At 58.5% G+C, this 15,813-nt stretch carries 14 protein-coding genes; 8 read left to right on the forward strand and 6 right to left on the reverse strand.

Annotation, left to right across the window (positions count from 1 at the left end; all coding sequences use genetic code 11):
• The first annotated feature begins 54 nt into the window (after nucleotides 1-54).
• The gene (locus tag AB4P96_RS19345) at nucleotides 55-273 is read left to right on the forward strand and encodes a DUF2970 domain-containing protein (RefSeq protein WP_017136917.1); all 219 of its coding nucleotides are present in this window, start codon (nucleotides 55-57) and stop codon (nucleotides 271-273) included.
• Here AB4P96_RS19345 and AB4P96_RS19350 read toward each other — a convergent pair.
• Nucleotides 270-1,337, reverse strand: a complete 1,068-nt coding sequence (locus AB4P96_RS19350; protein ID WP_169987678.1) for an ABC transporter substrate-binding protein — start codon at nucleotides 1,335-1,337, stop codon at nucleotides 270-272. The genes AB4P96_RS19345 and AB4P96_RS19350 overlap by 4 nt on opposite strands.
• Nucleotides 1,338-1,759: 422 nt before the next feature.
• Here AB4P96_RS19350 and AB4P96_RS19355 point away from each other — a divergent pair, with 422 nt between their 5' ends.
• From AB4P96_RS19355 to poxB, 3 genes are all read left to right on the forward strand, one after another.
• On the forward strand, nucleotides 1,760-3,418 hold the full coding sequence (locus tag AB4P96_RS19355) for a nitrite/sulfite reductase (protein WP_017136919.1): 1,659 nt from the start codon (nucleotides 1,760-1,762) through the stop codon (nucleotides 3,416-3,418).
• The gene (locus tag AB4P96_RS19360) at nucleotides 3,402-3,896 is read left to right on the forward strand and encodes a DUF934 domain-containing protein (protein WP_017136920.1); all 495 of its coding nucleotides are present in this window, start codon (nucleotides 3,402-3,404) and stop codon (nucleotides 3,894-3,896) included. The genes AB4P96_RS19355 and AB4P96_RS19360 overlap by 17 nt, the downstream gene beginning before the upstream one ends.
• Before the next feature lie 162 nt (nucleotides 3,897-4,058).
• Nucleotides 4,059-5,783, forward strand: coding sequence for a ubiquinone-dependent pyruvate dehydrogenase (gene poxB / locus AB4P96_RS19365; protein ID WP_017136921.1), 1,725 nt, complete (start codon nucleotides 4,059-4,061; stop codon nucleotides 5,781-5,783).
• 3 nt (nucleotides 5,784-5,786) lie between these two features.
• Here poxB and AB4P96_RS19370 read toward each other — a convergent pair whose 3' ends face one another.
• Entirely contained in the window at nucleotides 5,787-6,641 is an 855-nt protein-coding gene (locus AB4P96_RS19370; protein ID WP_169987676.1) for a LysR family transcriptional regulator, read from the reverse strand.
• Between the two features lie 93 nt (nucleotides 6,642-6,734).
• Between AB4P96_RS19370 and AB4P96_RS19375 the strand changes: the two genes are divergently transcribed.
• Nucleotides 6,735-7,376 carry an FMN-dependent NADH-azoreductase gene (locus AB4P96_RS19375; RefSeq protein ID WP_395599948.1) on the forward strand — a complete coding sequence of 214 codons (642 nt, stop codon included), beginning with the start codon at nucleotides 6,735-6,737 and terminating at the stop codon, nucleotides 7,374-7,376.
• Between the two features lie 393 nt (nucleotides 7,377-7,769).
• Here the strand turns inward: AB4P96_RS19375 and AB4P96_RS19380 are convergent, their stop codons facing one another.
• Nucleotides 7,770-8,327 (reverse strand): NADPH-dependent FMN reductase, encoded by a 558-nt coding sequence (locus AB4P96_RS19380; RefSeq protein ID WP_017136924.1) that lies wholly within the window; start codon nucleotides 8,325-8,327, stop codon nucleotides 7,770-7,772.
• A 228-nt stretch (nucleotides 8,328-8,555) separates the two neighbouring features.
• Between AB4P96_RS19380 and AB4P96_RS19385 the strand changes: the two genes are divergently transcribed.
• Entirely contained in the window at nucleotides 8,556-8,792 is a 237-nt protein-coding gene (locus tag AB4P96_RS19385; RefSeq protein WP_017136925.1) for a hypothetical protein, read from the forward strand.
• Nucleotides 8,793-8,852: 60 nt separating this feature from the next.
• On the opposite strand, the gene AB4P96_RS19390 is transcribed toward AB4P96_RS19385, so the two are convergent.
• Nucleotides 8,853-9,197: a hypothetical protein gene (locus AB4P96_RS19390; RefSeq protein WP_026013696.1), complete on the reverse strand. Its 345-nt coding sequence runs from the start codon at nucleotides 9,195-9,197 to the stop codon at nucleotides 8,853-8,855.
• A gap of 103 nt (nucleotides 9,198-9,300) precedes the next feature.
• Nucleotides 9,301-9,747, reverse strand: a complete 447-nt coding sequence (gene gspG / locus AB4P96_RS19395; protein ID WP_017136927.1) for a type II secretion system major pseudopilin GspG — start codon at nucleotides 9,745-9,747, stop codon at nucleotides 9,301-9,303.
• Between the two features lie 154 nt (nucleotides 9,748-9,901).
• Here gspG and AB4P96_RS19400 point away from each other — a divergent pair, with 154 nt between their 5' ends.
• Both AB4P96_RS19400 and AB4P96_RS19405 read left to right on the forward strand, forming a co-directional pair.
• A complete protein-coding gene (locus tag AB4P96_RS19400) occupies nucleotides 9,902-10,807 on the forward strand; it encodes a LysR substrate-binding domain-containing protein (RefSeq protein WP_138450678.1) in 906 nt (301 codons plus the stop codon).
• Between the two features lie 155 nt (nucleotides 10,808-10,962).
• Nucleotides 10,963-15,180: a glycosyltransferase family 32 protein gene (locus tag AB4P96_RS19405; RefSeq protein ID WP_395599949.1), complete on the forward strand. Its 4,218-nt coding sequence runs from the start codon at nucleotides 10,963-10,965 to the stop codon at nucleotides 15,178-15,180.
• A 49-nt stretch (nucleotides 15,181-15,229) separates the two neighbouring features.
• Here AB4P96_RS19405 and AB4P96_RS19410 read toward each other — a convergent pair whose 3' ends face one another.
• Nucleotides 15,230-15,811, reverse strand: a complete 582-nt coding sequence (locus AB4P96_RS19410; RefSeq protein ID WP_026013697.1) for a GNAT family N-acetyltransferase — start codon at nucleotides 15,809-15,811, stop codon at nucleotides 15,230-15,232.
• Between the last annotated feature and the right edge of the window lie 2 nt (nucleotides 15,812-15,813).

Genomic DNA, 15,813 nt, shown 5'->3' on the forward strand with positions numbered 1-15,813 from the left:
GCGGGCTGCCCGATTGTCTATGCTCTGTAGGACAGCCTTGCGGACGAGGGATTTATGAACGATCCAGCCAACAACAAGCCGCCGACCTTCTGGCAGATGCTGCACAGCATCATGGCGGCGGCCTTCGGTGTACAAAGCGGCAAAAACCGCGCTCGAGATTTCACCCATGGCAAACCCAGTCATTTTGTCGTACTGGGTATTGTGTTTACGGCGGTGTTTGCGCTGACGTTATTTGGCATCGTCAAGCTGGTACTGCACCTGGCCGGGGTTTAATGCAACAGCAGTTGCAGGCTGAACGGGTAACGGTAGGACGCGGGCTTACCCACGGCTGACAGTGCGCGGAAATCCACCGCTGGCATTGGCCCTGACAAACGTTTTGATTGGTTGGCATCAATCAGCTGGAATAACGCCTCTTTACGGTCACGCCCGCCGTAGGCGCCAATATCAAGCCCTTTGGCGTCATCATTGATCAGCACCATCGCCCAGCCACCCAGGGTGAAATGCCCTGCGACCAAAGTACTCAGGCGCCCATCCAGGCGTGCCTTGAGGATGTCGGGCGAGCTATTGATCGCGCTGAACAGCGCGTCCTTGCCCGGCACACGACCGCTGTCTTGCAGCGCCTGCATGGCGCCCAATGCCATCTCATCATTGGCCGACCACACCAGCGCCGTCTGTGGGTAGCGTTTGAACAGTTGCGTGGCTTGTTCAAAGGCGCGCTGGCGGCTCCACTCGCCGTAGACCAACTGGCGCAGGCGCACTTCGGGGTGTTCGGCCAAGGCGCGGTGCAACCCTTGTTCACGCAACTGTGCGGCTGGCGTGTTCTTGGCGCCGGAAAACGCCAGCAGGTCCAACGAAGTGCCCGGCGTCACCGGGCCGTGGTTGCGCAACAAATCGGTGAGCATCAGGTAACCGGCTTGCTCGTCGTCGGCCACCAGGCTGCCGATCCAGCGGGCATCTTTATGCGCATCGAGCAATTGCACCTGATCGGCGGTCAGTGCGTTATTCACGATCAGCAACTTGACCCCACTGCCCTGGGCCAAGCGCAATATCTGCGGGGCGACGTATTGCTCGTTGACCAGCACCAGGTAATCGGGCCGCTCGCTGCCTTGCAGTGCTTCGCGGGCCTGGGCCAAGGTGTTAGCGGCGCTGCGCTCGGAATAACGCACGCGCAAATCCAGGCCGAGGTCCTTGGCAGCGGCCTGCATAAATTGCGCATAGCTGACCCAGAAGCTTTCAGCGGACGTGCCCGGGTTGAGAAACACCACTGAGGTTGCCTGGGCCATCGCCCCATAGGCCACGCCCAGCAACCCCACACACGCAATCAGAACCTTCAGCATGGTTGTTTGTGCCTCGAATGTTGATCGCCATCATAATGGCAATGAGACAGTCAATCGAGGTTCAATCAACCTTCTTTATTGGTGGCTAACCCAGAATACGGCGGTTCCAACCACTAAAATTATCAGAAACAGAATGGCCCAGGCATCAACGGTACTGTCAGGTTTACGTGCTTTGGTTGAATTGCTCATCGCATCGCCTCTTGTCGGTTTTATAGGTGATTGCACTAAGACTCGACGACAGTAAAGATCATGATTGCCCGCATGACAAATGTGGGTATCGCGATAACGGTTCTCATTAGTCAATTTGGTTATTTACATATACTCAAACATCACTTTTGCGCATAAACGCAAACTGGTATCGTGCGCCGGCTCCGTTGGGAGTGCGCGGCCGTGCGCGCAGATTTGCCGAGAACAGGACCTATATGTACGTATACGACGAATACGATCAGCGCATCATCGAGGACCGCGTCAAGCAGTTCCGTGATCAGACCCGACGCTACCTAGCAGGTGAACTGAGCGAAGAAGAGTTCCGCCCTCTGCGCCTGCAAAATGGCCTTTATGTTCAGCGCTTTGCGCCGATGCTGCGGGTTGCCGTGCCTTATGGCCAACTGACTTCGCGCCAGACGCGCATGATGGCCAAGATTGCCCGCGACTTCGACAAAGGCTACGCCCACATCAGTACCCGCCAGAACGTACAGTTCAACTGGCCGGCACTGGAAGACGTGCCGGACATCCTGGCTGAGCTGGCCACCGTGCAGATGCACGCCATTCAGACCAGTGGTAACTGCCTGCGCAACGTGACCACCGACCAATTTGCCGGCGTTGCCGCTGACGAGCTGATCGACCCACGCCCGTGGTGCGAAATCGTGCGCCAGTGGACCACCTTCCACCCGGAATTCGCCTACCTGCCGCGCAAGTTCAAGATCGCCATCAATGGCTCGACCTCGGACCGCGCAGCGATCGAAGTGCATGATATTGGCCTTGAGCCCGTGCACAACGCCGCCGGCGAGTTGGGTTTCCGTGTGCTGGTCGGTGGCGGCCTGGGCCGTACACCAGTAGTCGGTGCGTTCATCAATGAGTTCCTGCCGTGGCAGGACCTGTTGAGTTACCTCGACGCCATCCTGCGGGTCTACAACCGCTATGGCCGTCGTGACAACAAGTACAAGGCCCGGATCAAGATCCTGGTCAAAGCGCTGACCCCTGAGGTATTTGCCCAGAAGGTCGACGCCGAGATGGAACACCTGCGCGGCGGCCAGACCACCCTGACCGAAGCCGAAGTACACCGTGTAGCCAAGCACTTCGTCGACCCTGAGTACAAAGCCCTGAGCAATCAGGACGCCGAACTGGCTGCCCTCGACCAGCAACACCCAGGTTTCGCCCGCTGGCGCACGCGCAACACCCTGGCGCACAAAAAGCCGGGCTATGTGGCCGTGACCCTGTCGCTCAAGCCAACCGGTGTTGCCCCGGGCGATATCACCGACAAACAGCTGGACGCCGTCGCCGATCTGGCCGAACGCTACAGCTTCGGCCAACTGCGCACTTCCCACGAGCAGAACATCATTCTCGCGGACGTCGAGCAGAGCCAACTGTTCACCCTGTGGGGCGAACTGCGCGAAGGCGGTTTTGCCACGCCGAACATCGGCCTGCTGACCGACATCATCTGCTGCCCGGGTGGCGACTTCTGCTCCCTGGCCAACGCCAAGTCGATCCCGATTGCCGAATCGATCCAGCGCCGTTTCGACGACCTGGACTACCTGTTCGACATCGGCGAGCTGGACCTGAACATCTCCGGTTGCATGAACGCCTGTGGTCACCACCACGTCGGCCACATCGGCATCCTGGGCGTGGACAAGAAAGGCGAAGAATTCTACCAAGTGTCCCTGGGTGGCAGCGCCAGCCGCGATGCGAGCCTGGGCAAGATCCTCGGCCCGTCCTTCGCCCAGGAAGCCATGCCTGAGGTGATCGGCAAGCTGATCGACGTGTACATCGAACAGCGTACCGAAGATGAGCGTTTCATCGACACCTACCAGCGCATTGGCATCGACCTGTTCAAGGAGCGCGTCTATGCAGCGAATCATTAAGAACAACGAAGTCCTCGACGAAACCTGGCACCTGCTGCCCAAGGACGCGAGCTTCGACGGCATCTCCAACTGTGACGACCTGATCGTGCCGCTGGCCCTGTGGCGTGAACACGGGCACGCCCTCAAGGCCCGCGACGGCGGCCTGGGTGTGTGGCTGGACGCCGACGAGGAAGCCGAAGAGATCGGCGACGACGTGCAGCACTTCCAGGTCATCGCCCTGAACTTCCCGGCCTTCACCGACGGCCGCAACTATTCCAACGCGCGCCTGCTGCGTGACCGTTATGGTTACAAGGGCGAACTGCGTGCGATTGGGGATGTGCTGCGCGACCAGCTGTTCTACCTGCGCCGTTGCGGGTTCGATGCCTTCGCCCTGCGCGCCGACAAAGACCCGTATGAAGCGCTGGAAAGCCTCAAGGACTTCTCGGTCACGTACCAGGCTGCCACGGATGAACCGTTGCCGCTGTTCCGTCGCCGCTGAGCCTGCTGCTGTGAAAAACCCTGGCTTGCCAGGGTTTTTTTATGCGCGGCGTTTAGTCGGCCCCGTGACGCAATCTTCACATTCAAGGGTGAACATCCGCGGTGTTCGAACTGTCCTCTACTGATCAGCAGCCTTTAACCTCACTGACGATTGGAGTTCTTCATGGCGAAAATCAACCTGGCCCAGCAGTTGGCGACCACCCTTGAACAGGCGGGCATCAAGCGCATCTGGGGCCTGACCGGCGACAGCCTCAATGGCCTCACCGACGCCCTGCGCACCATGGACAGCATCGAGTGGATGCACGTGCGCCACGAAGAAGTGGCCGCCTTCGCCGCCGGCGCCGAAGCAGCCGCCACTGGCGAGCTGACGGTATGCGCCGGCAGCTGCGGGCCGGGCAACCTGCACTTGATCAATGGCCTGTTCGACTGCCATCGCAACCATGTGCCGGTGCTGGCTATCGCGGCGCAAATCCCCTCCTCCGAGATCGGCTTGAACTACTTTCAGGAAACCCACCCGCAGGAACTGTTCAAAGAGTGCAGCCACTTTATCGAGCTGGTCACCAACCCTGCGCAGATGCCCCAAGTGCTGCACCGCGCCATGCGTTCAGCGATCCTCAACCGCGGCGTGGCGGTGGTGGTGATCCCAGGCGATATCTCGCTGCTGGAAGTCGAAGACAAACTCAAGCCCTGGCCGGCCCTGCACGCACCGCGCACTTTGCCGGCGGAACAAGACCTGCAGCGCCTCAGCGAGATCCTGCACAGCAGCGAGAAAGTCACCCTGCTGTGCGGCAGCGGCTGCGCCGGCGCTCACGACCAGGTGGTAGCCCTGGCCGATGCTTTGGGCGCGCCAGTGGTGCACGCCTTGCGCGGCAAGGAGCATGTGGAGTGGGACAACCCGTTTGATGTGGGCATGACCGGCCTGATCGGCTTCAGCTCCGGTTACCACGCAATGCTCAACTGCGACACGCTGATCATGCTCGGCACCGACTTCCCCTATCGCCAGTTCTACCCGACCGACGCCAGGATCATCCAGGTCGACCGCAACCCGCAGGCGCTGGGCCGTCGCGCCACCCTGGACCTGGGCATCGCCGCCGATGTTGGCGAGACAATTGACGCGCTGTTGCCACGCCTGACGCGCAAGGCCGACCGCAGCTTCCTCGACACCTCGCTCAAGCACTATGAAAAAGCCCGCCAAGGCCTGGATGACCTGGCGCAGCCATCGAAGGCCGACCGGCCGATTCACCCGCAGTACGTGGCGCGCTTGCTCAGCGAGCTGGCCGACGACGATGCGATCTTCACCGCCGACGTCGGCTCGCCCACCGTCTGGGCTGCGCGGTATTTGAAGATGAACGGCAAACGCCGCCTGATCGGCTCGTTCAACCACGGCTCGATGGCCAATGCCATGCCACAAGCCATTGGTGCACAGGCAGCATTTCCTGGACGGCAGGTGATCTCGATGTCCGGCGACGGTGGCTTTGCCATGTTGATGGGCGACTTCATCTCGCTGGCGCAGTTGAAATTGCCGGTGAAGGTCATTGTGTTTGATAACTCGTCACTCGGGTTTGTCGCCATGGAGATGAAAGCCGCCGGTTACCTGGACACCGGCACCGAGCTGAAAAACCCGGACTTTGCCGCCATGTCCAACGCCATGGGCATCCTCGGCATTCGCGTGGAGCAGTCCGAAGACCTGGAACCGGCCTTGCGCCGCGCCCTGGCCCATGACGGCCCGGTGCTGGTGGACGTGGTTACCGCTACCCAGGAACTGGTGATGCCGCCGACCATCAAGCTTGAACAGGCCAAGGGGTTCAGCCTGTATATGCTCAAGGCGGTGATGAGCGGGCGTGGCGATGAAGTGATCGAACTGGCGCGCACCAACTGGTTGCGCTGAGCCTCAGTGCCGGCGAACAGCGCCGTAGCGGACCACCACCTGGGTGATGACCTCGACCAGGCGCGGGTCCGCCTCCGGGGCGCTGAACAGGCGGAACTCGGCATCGGGCAACGCGGGCAAGCCGTGTTCGGCGCCGAGTATCGCCAAGCCCGGCCCGACCTGGCTCTGCGCCATCGGTGCAATCGCAAACCCGGCCGCTGCGGCGGCATGCAGCGCCGCGTAACTGCTGCACTGCATGGCGCTGCGCTGGGCGATGCCCGCTTGGGCAAGACGCGTCAGCGCCGCCTCTCGATACGGGCAAGGCTCGGGAAACAAGGCCAGGGGCAACGGGTTCGGCAAGGCTACGAGCGGCTGCCCGGACCAGGCCCACACTAACGGCTCACGCCATAGTGCCAAACCTGGCTCACTGGATTCGCACAACGAACCCACCACCACCTCCAGCTCACCCTGCTTCATCAAACTCAACAACGAACCGGGAATGCCCACTTGCACGCTGATGTACATACCAGGGTATTGCGCCGCGACGTTTTGCAGTTCACGTAACAGGCGCGCATCCGCGAACTCCTCCGATACGCCTACGCGCAGGTTGCCTTCAAACGCCGAGCGCGTCAGCTCGGCCCAGGCGTCCCGGTTCAACGCGAGGATGCCACGGGCATAGGCCATCAGCCGTTCACCATCGGGCGTCAATTGCTGGGACCGGGTGGTGCGGGTGAGCAAAGGTTTGCCCACCTGCTCCTCCAGGCGGCGCAAATGCCCACTGACGGCCGACTGGGTCAGGTGCAGGCGCTCTGCGGCGCGGCTGAAACCGCCCTCATCGACCACTGCGACGAAGGTTTTGAGCAACAAGGCATCGAACATATTCTGATTGGTGATCAATAGATGATTTAAATACGATTTATATTTCAATGCTCGCTATGTTGCAATGCCCTGGTCAACTTTCCCGAGGCCACCATGACCACACTCCTGCACATCGAATGCTCGCCGCGCAAACAACGCTCCGCGTCCCTGGAGATCGCTCGTCAGTTTATCGCTCGCTATCAGCAGAACGCCCCGGACACCCAGGTGGTGACCCTGGATTTATGGGCGCTGGAATTGCCGGAGTTTGCCGGACCGGTGATGGACGCCAAATACGCGGGCATCGCGGGTACGCCATTAAGCGATGAGCAAAGCGCTGCCTGGGCGACACTCACAGCGCTGGCGGCTCACCTGCATCAAGCTGATGTGCTGGTGTTTTCGGTGCCGCTGTGGAATTTCGCGATTCCCTACAAGCTCAAGCACTTTATCGACGTGGTATCACAGAAGGACGTGCTGTTTGAGTTCAGCCCGGAGCATGGAGTGCGGGGGTTGTTGCATGACAAGATCGCGGTGAATGTGTATGCACGGGGGATGGATTTTTCGGCACCTGGTGCGCAGGGGATGGACTTTCAGAAGCCCTATATGGAGGCGTGGCTGGGGTTTATCGGGGTGACCGATGTGCATTCGCTATATGTGGAAAAAACTATTTTGGGGGCGGAGGTGGATCAGGTGTCGCGCCTTGAAAGTGCGGGGATGGCGCTGAAGCTTGCTGACCGATTGGGGTCGGCTGGGGGTTAGGGCCTGCAGAGCCATACTCGGTCAAGGGTGGGAGCTGGCTTGCCTGCGATGGCATCAACCGGGTGTACCCGACACTCCGAGGCGTCTGCATCGCAGGCAAGCCAGCTCCCACAGAAAAGCAGACCTCCAGTGGATGCACATCCGCTTTCGCTTTTGATCTAACCACTCAGGTCGGCTTTCAGGCCGCCGTGCTCTGCCAAGGATGGCCCATCGCGGCGGCCCACGGATTCAAGCCTTCGTTCTGGCACACCGAGCCTAAGCGAGGTGCCGAGTGGTGGGGCGAGGACTTTTTGGTTACCTTTTTGGTCCTTCAAAAAGTGACCCGCCGTCAGGGCGGAACCCTAAGTAGCCGTTACCGCAGCAACGGATATGTACACCGCCCTCCCATAGCTATCAACCCAACTGTTTCTCAACCCACTTACCATACCCATCAATAAACGCCTGCAAAAACGGCCTGGTCTTCTCCGACACCTTACCCGCCTCATCAAACACGCTCCCCGCCCCGCCCAGGTACGCTTCGGGCTGCTGCATGCAAGGTACATCCAGAAACACCAGCGACTGACGCAAATGATGGTTCGCCCCAAACCCACCAATAGCCCCCGGCGACACACTGATGATCGCCCCAGGCTTACCCCCATAGACACTTTGCCCATAAGGACGAGACCCAACGTCAATGGCATTCTTCAACGGGGCCGGCACGGAGCGGTTGTATTCCGGTGTCACAAACAACACCGCGTCGGATGAGCGTACTTGCTGACGGAAAGTACTGTAGGCTGCGGGCGGCGCAGTACCGTCGATGTCTTCGTTGTAGAGCGGCAAATCGCCAATTTCCACAATGTTCAACTTGAGGTTGGCAGGGGCCAGTTCGGCCAATGCCAACGCGACCTTACGGTTGATCGACTCTTTTCTAAGGCTGCCAACCAGGACGGCAATCGTATAGACCTTGCTCATTGAGGTTTTCCCGACATCTGACTAAAGGAGCCTTTAGTTATAGAGCCTTCGTGACGCGTTAACCAGCGGGTTTTGATAATCCCGAAGCTGTTTGCCACGCACTCACCAGCGTAGGAAGCGTCTGAAAACATCAACGAATAGTATTTTTTTCCCATAGGTAAACTACCCCGCTCCATGACGGTCTACAGAACCGCAAATCGAGTGTTTATCTCCAGAGGTTCTAAACAGATGGCTGCAGTACTTGTCGGACAGTTCCATGCCAGAGACGCGGAAGGACGCGTGTATTCGGTGCATGAGTTCCAGGAATCCAACCCGGCGCAGGACAGCCAGGCTGGCTCGACGCCTACCACCACCTACAAGCTGGCCATTGGCGACCGTGTAGAAAAATTGGAAGGCGATGAATTCAAATTGATCCAGTCGGGGACTATCATCGTCCGCGAATCGCAAACCACCCTCGCGTCATAAGATCCCGCCTTATCGACCTGCTCAGTCCTGGCCATTACTGGCGTTGACTGGGCCGGGGGATCACGGCCGGCGCATCTGCGTTACCTCCACGTCCTGCTCACCGTCCAGCTGCTTGAGCGTTACCAGCAACCGCCCCCGCTCCCCTTCAACGGCATACAGCGAACGCTTGTAGCCCGGCGTGCCGTAAGCGGGATACGCCACCACCTGCCTGACCAGCGCAATCTCCAGCACAGCCCCCACCTGCTCGCTCACCTGTTCCTGGGAACGGATAAACGCCTCAAGGGCGTGGTTTTCCGGGGTGCGTTCGTCTTGATTATTGAGGAGATAAGCAGCCACGCAGCCAATGGTCACCAAGACCAGCAGCTGTTTGGCCCTTACCCCGAAAAACGTCGAGGGTAGAGGCATGTGAGACCAGACCTGTTGTTGTTTTAAGTGCCGGGTGAGCGGCATTGGTCGTTGATGATCAGATGCGTCATTCTAATCAGGTCGATGGGGAATGCCAGGTGATTCAGTGGTCGCCGTAGGTAATATCCTTGTTATCGCCGACGCCGCCCAGGGTTCGGTCCTTGCCGAATGAAAACAGGTCGAAGGGGGTGTTGGGCTGGGTCGCCGGGTAGTGGTACTGATAGGCAACGCCCCAAGGGTCGGTCAATAACTCATCCTTGACGTAGGGTCCTTTCCCATTGGCTGATGCCGCAGGTTGCACGGTCAGCACCTCCAGGCCCTCCTCATCCGTAGGATAGCGGCCGGTATCCTGATGGAACTGCTCGACAGCCTTGCCCAGCTCAGCCACCTGCGCCTTGGCAGTGGCGATTTCCGTCAGCGTTACATCCCCAAACAAGCGCGGCCCCAGCGCCAAGGCCAACAAGCCAATAATGACCAGCACCACCAGCACCGCCCAGCGCGTGAAGCCGCGCTGGGTGAGTATTTTTCCGCTTAAGCGACTTGATGGCATGTTGAGGCTCCCCCTTTCCCTCGATTGATACACTCGTTGTATACCCTGCCCGTGACAGTGACATACCCACTAACGGTAGCCAACACTCACCCATGCCTGTGCTCTTTTTTACCCAGGCATTGAAACCCCATCGCACTGAACATAGACTCCGGCGATGCGTTTACGTCATATCGAAGTGATTCAGGCCATCTTGCAGACCGGACATCTCGGCACCGCCGCCGAATGGTTGCAACTCCCCGTGGGCGATGTGGACGCAACCCTCAAGGACGCCGAGCAGCAATTGGGCTTCATGCTGTTCGCCAGTGTGCGCGGGCGCTTGCAAGCGACGCGCGAAACCCTTGAGCTGCAGGCTGAAATCGCCCACCTCTATGAAGCGCTGGAACCGTTGCAACGCCTGGCCGGGCGCCTCAAACATCATCACGCCCCGCCCTTGCGCACCTTGTGCACGCAGCCCTTGGCTAACCAATTGTTGCCGCAAAGCCTGGCTATGCTGCGCCGGCGCTTTCAGGACACACCGTGCACCCTGTCGAGCCAACCGACCCGGGAGATCGTCAGGAGCCTGCTGCTGCGCGAAGCCGACGTGGGCCTGAGCCTGCATGATCCGCAGCACCCACAAATCCAAAGCACCGTACTGGCCCAAGGCAAGCTGCAACTGCTCGCGCCCCATGGCTGGCTCAAACCCAAGCAAAAGTACATTGCACTGCAGGACCTGGCCGGGCAGTCAATGATCGGGCTGGAAGGTCACGACCCGCTAAGTCGTCTGCTGGACGCAAAACTGCAAGCCCTGCGCCCACTGCCGTTGGTGCAGACACGGGTGCAGACCTACCAGATGATGCGCAGCATGGTGGAGGCCGGAGCGGGTCTGGCGATTGTCGACCCGTTTACCGCCTTCGGCGCGCGGGAAGCTGGGCTGGATGCGTGCCCGTTATCGCCGCCGATACCTGTGGTCCTTTACGCATTGACGTTGAAGGAATCTGAACCTGCTCCGGCGTTGAATGCACTGTTGGAAATCGTCGCCGACAAGGCCGAAACCTTGCTGACCGTTACTGCATCCACCTGACCCCGCCCTGCGCACCATCTAGTGCGCTTTCACCGACATAAATTCTAAAAACTCCCGCTGGAACCTTGTTCTAGAAGCGTCGCACTCACAGAAGCAGAAAGCACAGCCGAGTGCTTTCCACTGGACGACATACTCTAAACAAGGAAGCGTTTTCTATGACTACCCTCCATTCTGTCCTTACTGATCGAGCCCTTCAAAACCCTGCCAGTCTCAACCCACCGCAGGACGCCGGTGCGTTAACTAGCGCTCAACCGAATTCGATTGAAGCCTCAGCCAACGATGCAACCCCTGGCACCCTGGACAACCCGGCAGCGCTTAAAAAAGCTTTTGCCGATCGGTGTAACTGGGAAACCCTGGCGGCAAAACTGCGCACAAGCCTGGAAGAACTGCAAGCCGCCTTCCCGCCCCCCCTTTCCAGTGAGCAACAAAGCCTGCTCGAAGGCCGGCTGACGTCGCACTGGAATAGCACCTCAATACCGGTCTGTGAAGGCTCCAGCTACTATCAAAAGCACAATCTGGCGCCGACCAGCATCGTCAAATTGGGCACATACCTCAGCGGCAGCGACTTGCCCCTGCCCAAAACCCTGAACGCGTTGCAGGCCCTTTATCAGCTAGCGACAAAGCACGTTCAGACCCCGCCCCTGGGCAACTTCAGCGGCGCGCTGTCCTGGCCGATCCCGCTCTCGGCGCAAGACAAACAAGCCATCATCGACCTGCTGAACGCTCCTGACTCAACGCTGCCGGAACTGCCACTGACTGATCCAAAAGGCGTGCTGGGCTATCTGTTGTCCGCGTGCGAGTTGTCCAGCAATGATTTCAAATTCACCAGCAGCGCAGTAGAAACGCTGCTGGGATCGGCCAAGGCGCAAGCGCTGGGCCAGGCCATTCAAACCCGGTTGGGCGGCATTGCAACGAACACCAGCGTCAATGACTATTTGTTGGCTGCGATTCATCTGGGGCTGAATCCCCAATCCGTGGGCACTCCGGCGCGTAACCGCGTTGCCGGCTTTGATCTTGGGCAACGCCAGCATTGGTACCGACCGGCCACGGTCGTCATCGAGGGTTTGAGCCGTCATCTGGTGGCAACAGGCCGAGCCTCTGCGGCATCGGCTCAACTGGCGGCCCGCATGTTGTTGGCCCACTGCGCCCCTGAATACCTGGTCAAGGACATTCCGGCGAGCGTGACCTACGGCAGCATTCCCTGGACACAGTTGACGATCGCCGCCGCCAAGCTGGAAGCTGAATCGCCGGGGCGCACACTCACAATGACCTACAGCGAAGTGCTCGCCGCCGCAGAGGGCATCGACATCGGCACACCGCTCTCGCAGCATATCCATCGCGAAGCGTTGCACAATTGGGGTGAAGTCAAAGGCTACTTGAATGCAGGCACGACGCCCGACGACACGCAGATGCACACTGTGCAAAGTACCTTTAGCGCCCAGCAGCAAACCTTGCAAGACATCAGCCGGGCACTCGCAACCCCCATCCCGATGCGTGAAAACCTGGGAATGGATCTGCTCAGGGAGAAATTTCCAGGCATATCCGATGAGGTCTTCAAGGCGAAAAACCTCACGAAAGCCCGACTGATCGAAGGACGCCCCGGTCGCTTCCCCGGAACATATTCAATGCTCGATGTCGTCATGCACGGCGACAAAGTCAATAATGATGACAGCGAACATTGGGTCACCAATGACAAGCGCATCCCCATCAAGCAATTTTGCGCGCTTTCCGATAGCGGCGAACTTTCCGTCGCAGACACCTTTACCCAACGCTACACATCGGCCATAGCAGAGTTGGAAAAAGGCCACTCGGGGATGACCCAATACCTGATTTCGACGGTGCCACCCGAAGATAAAGAAAACTTTGATGATGGAAAACTCGAGTTTTTTCATACCGACAGCTACCTCATCGGCCTCGATTTCTCGACCAAAAGCCTGATCCAAAAAGGCCATACGCTGGATGTGAAAACCACCCGTGGAGGACAGGTCAATATTTACCGCATCGATACACGCGCCGGGACCATTTCCAAACACAATTACCTGGCTCACATTTACTCGCCACCCTACACCCGGCTCGATAATCGAGACGCCAACACACTGCATAGAACCGTACGATTCAACCCGTTCGAAGACGAGCATGCCGAGCAGGCCAAGGAAAAGCCGGCGACCACAGTAACACCACAGGTCTTCGATTCAGACCGCACCCGCTACATCGCCAAAATACTCACCAAACGCATGGACTTGCAGGGCGATGAGCTACTGCAACATGCCCGAGGAACAACGTCTTACGACAAAACCAGTGCCGCCAACAAGGCCATCGGGGAGTTTTTCCTGAATATGATTCCGTTCAGGTCTGCGATTGTTAACTTCACGCAGGGCAATATCGGTGAGGGTTTGCTTGACCTTGGCATGGACGTGATCGGTCTGGTGACTCTGGGCGCCGGCAAGGCAGCACATGCGAGTAAAGCCCTCGCCAAAGGCGTGGCCGGCCTCAAGGGTGCAGCAAGAACCGCCCGGTTTCTGGGTACCGTCGCAATCGACGCGCTCAACCCGTTGGGCGGTGCGGGCGATTTGCTCAAAGGTATCAGCCGCTGGACCTGGTCCAAGGGAAAGAGCGTATTCAATACCCTCAAGGGCGCCAGCGGCAACTACGACGTGCTCAAAGCCGCCAGCACACAGCATGGCTTGGTTGCCATAGGCACCTCCAGGGTTGCTGGTGAAATGCTGGAAGGTGATGCGTTGTTCCAGGGCGGTAAATGGTATGCCTTCGATGCAGCCAAGGGGCGTCCCTACGGTTCACCGTTGAAAGATTTCCAGCCTGCGGCGGCGGCGGCCGGTGAGAGCGTCAAAGTCTTTGATAGAACCTCGCTGCTTGAATATGAGGCCATCGTTTCCCCGGACCTGCTGCAGGTTAAAGGCTTGCAGGCGAATATCTACGTCGGCCCGAACAACAAAGAATATATAAAAGTCAACGGCAAGCTCTATCAGTCCACCATCAAGGATGGCCAGCGGGTTATCCAACACCCCAGTGCCGCCCGAGACAACATTGTGGTCCGGGACCTGGGCAGCGCCGGCTGGGAGCCTCGCGCCACTACCAATCGCTTATTGGGTGGTAACTCCCCGTCACCCTGGAAACTCGATGAAAACACCTACGTCGTACCGGTAGACGACGTAAAAATAACCACGGGTTCCTCATACCCCTTCACCATCAATTACCGAGGCATGAACTATGTCACCACCTTTGATACCAAGGTGGGTGCCTGGATGGCCGGTTCGGGTAACGCCAACGGCGTCACCACCGAGTACTTCTGGAGAAGCGCAAAGAACAAGTGGCAGATGGGACCCTTGGAGGAATATAAAAATGCCCAGAAGATCCCCGAGCACAACTTCAGGTTTATCGATGCAACCCCACCGGCTATCTTGCAGAAGTCCAGCAATATCAGGCCCATCCCAACCAACATTCACTACTTCTGGGCCGGCGGCGAAATACCCGACAAGCTGATCAAGAATATCGCGACCAACGCCGAAAAAATGCCCGGTTTCAAATCCATTGTGCACGTCGACGCCGACACGCCAGAGTTGCTGCAGACCATCAAACTCAAGCTGGAAAAGGATGCGCCCGGCGTCACCGTCATGAATTTGCATGAAGAAGACTTTTTCCAACCCTTGAAGAACACCGAACTGTACGCCTACTTCCGCAGAGGCCAAGGAAAAAACCTTGCCGCCACTTCCGATGTAGCTCGCTATCCGTTGATGAATAAATATGGTGGCATTTATCTCGACACCGACGACACCATCAAAGGCGCGGTGGGATCCGCCGGTTTGAACGCGGGTGACTCGGATATGCTGCTCAGCAAACCAGTCGCTCACAAAATCACTGACTACAAACCCTTCTACAACACCAGTAACTTCGCCACGCAACCGGATAACCCGGTGGTCACCGAAATGATCGCCGAGATGAACCGGCGCTTCACTGAAAACAAGGCGTATTTTGCGGCCAACCGCCCGACTCTTTCCAGAGAGGTCAACGGCGGGCTCACCTACACTTCAGATTTTCTGGAGTACGAAGGCAAGATCTTTGAGACCGTCGGCCCGAACCTGTTTGACGATGTACTGAGGTCCAAGCGACCGGACATTTACGATGCGGGATTCGATGGAATGAGCAAAGAAAAAATGCAGCAGGTCAAACATGGCGCGGTGCCCGGTATACCGTTCAGCCTGGAAGACGACATTCACCAGTACTACGCCAGTAAAGGCCTGAGTGAGCCGGATGGGCTACAACAGAGTCTGGAGCAAGCCAAGAAGCACTACCGCTCACTCCGTGACCAGTTGCAGGTTACCATTGGTGCCGAACATTCGTGGATCGATTCATGACTTAGCCTGCCGCACCTCAACGCGGCCTGAACGCCAGGGGCAAGGGCATTCAGGCCGTCTGCCGCTCAGACGTGAACAACCGATACCAGAAAATTGCCACTTCGCGGGTTTGCGGGTCAATCCCGCGATAGCGCAATTGATCGATCCCACCCATCACATACCCGCAGCGCTCATACAATCGGCAAGCGCCGAGGTTATTGTTCTGGGTTTCGAGCATCATGCCCGGCAAGTTCTTCTTGCGGCTCCAGAACTGCGCCACATCCAGCAATGCCTTGGCTACACCATGGCGCCGCGCAGGCATGGCCACCGCCAGCTCGTCGACATGGGCAAAACCATTCCAGTTGGTGCTGACCACAATGTGCCCCACCGCGCGATCATCCAGGTACGCCATAAAAATCGCACTGTCGGGAGCATCGCGGAAACTGGCGAACTCTTCCGGGTCGATGCCGTAACACTTGCGGTACGGCAGAATGCGCTCCAGCGCCCATTGGTCGACGCGCTTGCCCATCTCCGGTACGCCATAGGCGCTGACCTCAAAGCTGAAATCATTGCCCCACACGTAGGCGTCAAAGCCTTCGTCGGCGACCCGAACACTGAGCCCCGGATACTTCGGGTTCATTACAGCTTGCATAA

This window comes from Pseudomonas sp. B19125, assembly GCF_044218855.1.
Taxonomy (GTDB): Bacteria; Pseudomonadota; Gammaproteobacteria; order Pseudomonadales; family Pseudomonadaceae; genus Aquipseudomonas; species Aquipseudomonas edaphica.

Bases quoted from the DNA above. Each gene is read 5' to 3' on its own strand.
- AB4P96_RS19345 (WP_017136917.1), top strand. From the start codon at position 55: ATGAACGATCCAGCCAACAACAAGCCGCCGACCTTCTGGCAGATGCTG.
- AB4P96_RS19350 (WP_169987678.1), bottom strand. From the start codon at position 1,337: ATGCTGAAGGTTCTGATTGCGTGTGTGGGGTTGCTGGGCGTGGCCTAT.
- AB4P96_RS19355 (WP_017136919.1), top strand. From the start codon at position 1,760: ATGTACGTATACGACGAATACGATCAGCGCATCATCGAGGACCGCGTC.
- AB4P96_RS19360 (WP_017136920.1), top strand. From the start codon at position 3,402: ATGCAGCGAATCATTAAGAACAACGAAGTCCTCGACGAAACCTGGCAC.
- poxB (WP_017136921.1), top strand. From the start codon at position 4,059: ATGGCGAAAATCAACCTGGCCCAGCAGTTGGCGACCACCCTTGAACAG.
- AB4P96_RS19370 (WP_169987676.1), bottom strand. From the start codon at position 6,641: ATGTTCGATGCCTTGTTGCTCAAAACCTTCGTCGCAGTGGTCGATGAG.
- AB4P96_RS19375 (WP_395599948.1), top strand. From the start codon at position 6,735: ATGACCACACTCCTGCACATCGAATGCTCGCCGCGCAAACAACGCTCC.
- AB4P96_RS19380 (WP_017136924.1), bottom strand. From the start codon at position 8,327: ATGAGCAAGGTCTATACGATTGCCGTCCTGGTTGGCAGCCTTAGAAAA.
- AB4P96_RS19385 (WP_017136925.1), top strand. From the start codon at position 8,556: ATGGCTGCAGTACTTGTCGGACAGTTCCATGCCAGAGACGCGGAAGGA.
- AB4P96_RS19390 (WP_026013696.1), bottom strand. From the start codon at position 9,197: ATGCCTCTACCCTCGACGTTTTTCGGGGTAAGGGCCAAACAGCTGCTG.
- gspG (WP_017136927.1), bottom strand. From the start codon at position 9,747: ATGCCATCAAGTCGCTTAAGCGGAAAAATACTCACCCAGCGCGGCTTC.
- AB4P96_RS19400 (WP_138450678.1), top strand. From the start codon at position 9,902: ATGCGTTTACGTCATATCGAAGTGATTCAGGCCATCTTGCAGACCGGA.
- AB4P96_RS19405 (WP_395599949.1), top strand. From the start codon at position 10,963: ATGACTACCCTCCATTCTGTCCTTACTGATCGAGCCCTTCAAAACCCT.
- AB4P96_RS19410 (WP_026013697.1), bottom strand. From the start codon at position 15,811: ATGCAAGCTGTAATGAACCCGAAGTATCCGGGGCTCAGTGTTCGGGTC.